We start from the raw sequence: 4,740 nt of genomic DNA on the forward strand, positions 1-4,740 counted from the left end.
CGGAGCGAGCATACGTCTGATCCGCAGACCACGACCCACAGGCAGATATACTTCCCGAGAATGTCTCGGCTAATGTTCAAAGCAATAAGATTAAATTAAGGGGACTGAAGAGAGGATGGTCTTTTGAAGGCTTTGGTATGTTATGGACCTGGGCAATACAGACTGGAGAATGTGACACCGCCGGTTCGTGGAGAAGGAGAGGTTAGATTGAAAGTATTGTGAGGACCGACTGTAAAGGTAGCCAAGGTGTGAAGAGGGGTTGGTGAACTTGCCTCAAGAATGGGGAGCAGTACTCCAGGATTTTTCTGAGGCCTTAGGGGAACCTCTCAGGCTCTGCCTGCGGGAATACGATGTCTTGGAGCCTCCAGCAAAAGTCATCCTTTTGAAGGGGAGAAGATCTAAGTACATAGGACTCGTGGCAGAGAGAAATCCCCTTGCGGAAAAGATCCGTCCTGTGTGTGAGAAACCCTTGAACGGAAAAAGTGCCATCTTTCTCTATTCCTTTGGTTTTGAAGTCTATCAGTTCCTCAGGAATGTTTTCCCCCAACTCAGGCCCAAAACCTTTGACCATCGCCCCTCCTTTGGTTGTGGAGACCGCCTGGGTATGGTCTCCGCAGCCCATGTAAGGGCGCTGGAACGATTTCCCGTTTTTCCCGTGCTTGCTCAGCAGTCTCCGCGGGAGTTAGAAAGGACCCGCCGGACCTTTAGAGAGGTTCTGGTTGATGCGGCTTGGGGAGTTTTAGAAAGCGGGTACCAGGGTCCTTTCGGAGCAGATGCAGACCACATAAAGGATGAGGAACGGCTCCTTGAGGCGATGGACGCAGGATTCACCATATACACCCTGGACTTAAGCGGAGAGGTGAACCATCGAATTCTGAGGGAAGGAGCGTCTTCCTTGCAGGGTTTTTCTTCGAATGTTCGGGAAATTCTGAGGTGGCACGCAAGAGGACGGTACGTTCTCTCTCAGGATGTGAGGCTTGAGCTCTCTGAGGAGAAGCTCCCCCCTGTTGTGCTCTCCTACCTTCCGGCTATCGAGAAGGTGGAGCGTTTCTCGGACCTCCTTCGAGGGAGGTTGGGGTCTTCCTTCAGTTTGGAAATCTCTCTTGATGAGGGGGAGGGAATCACTTCTCCTGAAGCGCACTTTTTCGTTGCTGAGGAACTCCGTCGCCGAGGCGTGAACTTTGAAAGCCTTGCTCCCCGCTTCCCAGGTTCCTTTGAAAAGGGTGTTGACTACATTGGTGATATCGAGAAGTTTGCCCGAGCGCTGCGGGTCCATGCAGTGATTCAGCGAAACCTCGGTGGTTACCGGTTGAGCCTTCATTCGGGTAGCGACAAGTTCAGCATTTACCCGGTTTTCTTCCAGGAAACCGGTGGATTTTTCCACCTCAAGACTTCAGGAACAAGCTGGCTCAGAGCTCTGGAGACATTGGCTGAGGCTCGGCCCGAACTCTTTTTCCAAGTTTACCGGATTGCCTACGATACTTTCGAGGAAAACGCCAAAGCCTACCATGTTTCGGTCAGAAAGGAGGAACTGCCCGTAACCCCGGAAAACATAACCAAGCAGGATCTGCGAATGCTCTTTGTGGATCCAAGAATACGGCAGCTCCTTCACATTGCCTACGGTTCAGTTCTCGATGCCTTAGGAGAGGAGTTGCGGGAAGTTCTGGCTCAGGAAGAAGAACGACACTACGGCAAAGTAGAGGAAAATATCAGAAAGCACCTTTTAGCGCTCTTTGGGGAAAGCTTTAAGGAGGTGTGACTTTATGTCCTCACTGGAAGAAATGTTCTCCGTAAAAGGGAAGGTTCTCCTTTTCACCGGAGGTGCTGGAGTTTTAGCATCTTCCCTGGCGCGAGAGCTTGGGAAAATGGGGGCCAGAATCGTTCTCACCGACATTGCTCCCCTTGGTGGCCTTGTGGAGGAATTTCAGAAAGAAGGAATAGAAGTTGCGGGTTACAGAATGGATGTCCTGAACCGGAAAGAAGTGGAAGAAGTGGCCAGGGAGGTCGTGCGCACTTTTGGGAGAGTTGATGCCCTTTTCAACGCCGCAGGAGGGAACATGAAGGAGGCAACAACTTCTCAAGAGGTTACCTTTTTCGACTTGCCTCTTGAAGCCCTGGAGAGAGTGGTTCGCCTCAACCTCTTTGGTGGTGCTATTATCCCCTCGCAGGTCTTTGCGAAAATCATGGTCACCCAGGAGGAGGGGGGAAGCATCATCAACTTTTCCTCCATGGCGGCGTTACGCCCTCTGACTCGGGTGGTGGGCTACTCGGCTGCAAAAGCGGCGGTTTCGAATTTCACTCAGTGGCTTGCAGTGTACATTGCCCGGGAATTCACCCCTAAGGTACGGGTCAACGCCTTAGCTCCAGGCTTTTTCGTCACCAAGCAGAACTACTACCTGCTCTACAACGAGGATGGGACCTTAACTCCTCGAGGGAAGGCAATTCTTGACCACACCCCCTGCGGGAGGTTTGGAGAACCAAAGGACCTTTTGAGCACTGTTCTCTGGCTTCTTTCTCCAGCTTCGAGCTTTGTGACCGGTGTGGTTGTGCCTGTCGATGGAGGTTTCAGCGCCTTCAGTGGTGTGTAGGCCTTCTCGACCTTGCCCTTTCTCCAGAGAGGAAAATCAGTAAGTGCACTCTCTTGCTGCTTCTGCGTACACTCGGAGGTTTTCGGGAGGAGTGTCAAAGAAGTGGTCTGCACAGGAGAGGATATAGCCTCCATCTCGGCCAACCCGCTCAAAAAGAGTGAAGACCATAGAACGGATTTCCTGGGGTGTTCCCAGGGTCAAGACGTTATATTGGTCCATACCTCCTATGAGGGCTAAGCGATTTCCAATCTTCTCTTTGAACTCCCAGGGCTCTTGATTTCCTCCAATACTCACCGGGGCTAAAGTTTCGGAGGCATCGGCACCATTCTCGACTATAAGTTCCTCAATTCCCTTTGTCCCTCCACAGGTATGGTAGACCACCTTAAAGCCCAGGTGATGGAGGGCATCGTGGAGTTTCCTATCATAGGGGAGGCAGAATTCTCGATGAATTTTTGGAGAAATGACAGTAGAGGAGGCAGCGCCTCCTCCTGTTTCTACGAGGTCGAATTTTGCTCCTTTCATGCTCTCGATGAACTGGAGCTTTTTTTCAAGGAGAATCTGGAGGAACCTGTGAACCCAGTCAGGTTTGTCAAAGGTTCGAAGGATGAGCTCATTGATGTCAATGAGACAGGCAGCGTGTTGCCAGCACCCCGCTTGTTCCCCCCAGACAAACCCCCGCAGGATTCCTCGGTCCCCGATGCGGTCGTAGAGGTCATTGACGGCTTTAACATCAAGAGGATGAACGGACATGTACTTTCGAATCAACTCGATATCCTCATCGTGCTTAATGAGGTACTCCGTTATCCACACCGTTTTGCGGTTGCCAGCAGTTTTACAGGTAAGAGTTCCTTCAGGGGTTGTAATAGTGTGCTCGTATTCCCAGTCATCGGGATCGCTTCGAAGTACTTTCACTTCGTGCCTCCAGGTAGGCGTGGAAAATCTGGAGAAATCGGGATTTGATAGCCAGAGTTGTCCCATTTCCTGGGTATACTGAACGGCAGCGTCCATTCCAAAGTACTCAAAGGCTTCCAGCTCGTCCATTCCTCCAAGGTAAGTCTCTAAGTGATACCTCTGCCACTGGTGAACAGTTACTGGAAGACGATCGGGTTTTTCTTTGTTCAGGGCAGTGAGCATTCGCTCTTTGGAGGTCATCGCATCCCCCTTCTCGGACAATACTATCCGATTGGTTCAAAAGCTGCTCTTGCCATAGCCTCAAAGTTCTCGAAGGGAACGTTAGGTAGTATCGCTTCGTGACTGGGACTTACAATGTACCTCTCCTTGAAGACCTTTCGCAGGCGGAGAACCTCTCGACGAACATCTTCAGGCGAACCATTAACGAGGAGATCTTGAGTATCTACACCGCCTACGAAAGCGAGTTTGCCTCTGAAATTTTTTGCCAGGGTTTCTGCGTCCATTCCTCTTGCTCGGGCCTGAAGGGGATGGAGGGCATCAATACCAATGTCGATAAGAATCGGAATGATTTTTGCGATTGCTCCACAACTGTGGAGCATAACGGGTAGACCATACGACTTCACCAGCTCAACGATTTTCTTCAAATAAGGCAGTACGAATTTTTTGAACATTTCCGGACTGATGAGGAGGTCGAGTTGGGTTCCGAAATCATTGCCAAAAAAGAAGACATCGATTTCCCCGCCACATTCCTCTAAGCATCGACGGTTCGCCTCAAGGTAGAAGTCTACCACCTTTTCTGTTGCTGCCTGGACTATGGCAGGTCGGAGATGCATGTTGACAAAGTATTGCTCCATGCCAAAGAGATCGGCTAAAATGTGAAAGAAGGGAGTCCACATTCCGCTGAAACGGACGTAATTTCTTTGCTTGGCAAGCGCTTCCTTTAGAGCTTCAAAGTGCAACCAACCGGGGTCAGGCCAAGGGTATTTTTCGATTTCCTGCAATGAGTCGCAGTGCTCGAGAGGTCTTTGTTTCCCCTGGAGGAAAACTTCAAAGAGCGTTCTCCCTTCGGGATCCCGGTAGGAGTATTCTTCGCCCATGAGCCACCGGCAGTTATCTCCAAGGAACACGCGGATTGCCTCAAAATCAGGGAATCCACGAGACTCACAGTACTTTTTCACGGTCTCTGGATGGGGATTGCCAAGCCATAGACCATGCTGTCCGTTCGATCCGTGGAAGATGT

4 protein-coding genes are annotated in these 4,740 nt (G+C 50.8%); 2 read left to right on the forward strand and 2 right to left on the reverse strand.

Annotated elements, in window-relative coordinates:
• Nucleotides 1-262: 262 nt before the first annotated feature.
• Both H5U36_08965 and H5U36_08970 read left to right on the forward strand, forming a co-directional pair.
• Entirely contained in the window at nucleotides 263-1,759 is a 1,497-nt protein-coding gene (locus tag H5U36_08965; GenBank protein MBC7218247.1) for a hypothetical protein, read from the forward strand.
• 4 nt (nucleotides 1,760-1,763) lie between these two features.
• Nucleotides 1,764-2,588 carry an SDR family oxidoreductase gene (locus H5U36_08970; protein ID MBC7218248.1) on the forward strand — a complete coding sequence of 275 codons (825 nt, stop codon included), beginning with the start codon at nucleotides 1,764-1,766 and terminating at the stop codon, nucleotides 2,586-2,588.
• 36 nt (nucleotides 2,589-2,624) lie between these two features.
• Here H5U36_08970 and H5U36_08975 read toward each other — a convergent pair whose 3' ends face one another.
• Nucleotides 2,625-3,740 carry a hypothetical protein gene (locus H5U36_08975; GenBank protein MBC7218249.1) on the reverse strand — a complete coding sequence of 372 codons (1,116 nt, stop codon included), beginning with the start codon at nucleotides 3,738-3,740 and terminating at the stop codon, nucleotides 2,625-2,627.
• A gap of 23 nt (nucleotides 3,741-3,763) precedes the next feature.
• Nucleotides 3,764-4,740 (reverse strand): hypothetical protein (locus tag H5U36_08980; GenBank protein MBC7218250.1); only part of this gene is annotated, 977 nt, incomplete at its 5' end.

Origin of the sequence: Candidatus Caldatribacterium sp., from assembly GCA_014359405.1 — a bacterium.
In the GTDB taxonomy this organism is placed as follows: Bacteria; Atribacterota; Atribacteria; order Atribacterales; family Caldatribacteriaceae; genus Caldatribacterium; species Caldatribacterium oleiphilum.